Genomic DNA, 452 nt, shown 5'->3' on the forward strand with positions numbered 1-452 from the left:
GGATAGGTCGCCTCGCTACGGAACGGCAGCTTGTCGCCCTTCGCGCGGTGGCTGATAACGCCGCCATTGTTCATCTCCGAACCGGTGGCGGGCAGCGTCAACACGCTGCCGAACGGCACCGCGTCGCGTATCTCGGCCTGCTTCGCGAGAATGTCCCACGGTTCGCCGTCGAACTTCACCGCGGCAGCGATGAACTTGGTGCCGTCGATCACCGAACCGCCGCCCACCGCCAGCAGAAAATCGAAGTTCCCCTCACGGGCGAGCGCGACCGCTTCCATCAGCGTTTCGTACGTGGGATTCGGCTCGATGCCGCCGAACAGGTGCCACGCGCGCTCACCGAGCGCCGCCTGCACTTGCGCGAGCACACCGTTGTTCTTGATGCTGCCGCCGCCGCAGGTAATCAGCACTCGCGCGTTGGGCGGGACGTGCGCATCGAGTGCGGCGATCTGGCC

At 66.2% G+C, this 452-nt stretch carries 1 protein-coding gene; it reads right to left on the minus strand.

The genetic code is table 11. The features are described 5' to 3' along the window. The coding region (locus P0D96_RS48415; RefSeq protein WP_408321470.1) for an iron-containing alcohol dehydrogenase at positions 1-452 on the minus strand (452 nt) is incomplete at both ends.

It is taken from the genome of Paraburkholderia sp. RL17-347-BIC-D (genome assembly GCF_046027915.1).
Taxonomy (GTDB): Bacteria; Pseudomonadota; Gammaproteobacteria; order Burkholderiales; family Burkholderiaceae; genus Paraburkholderia.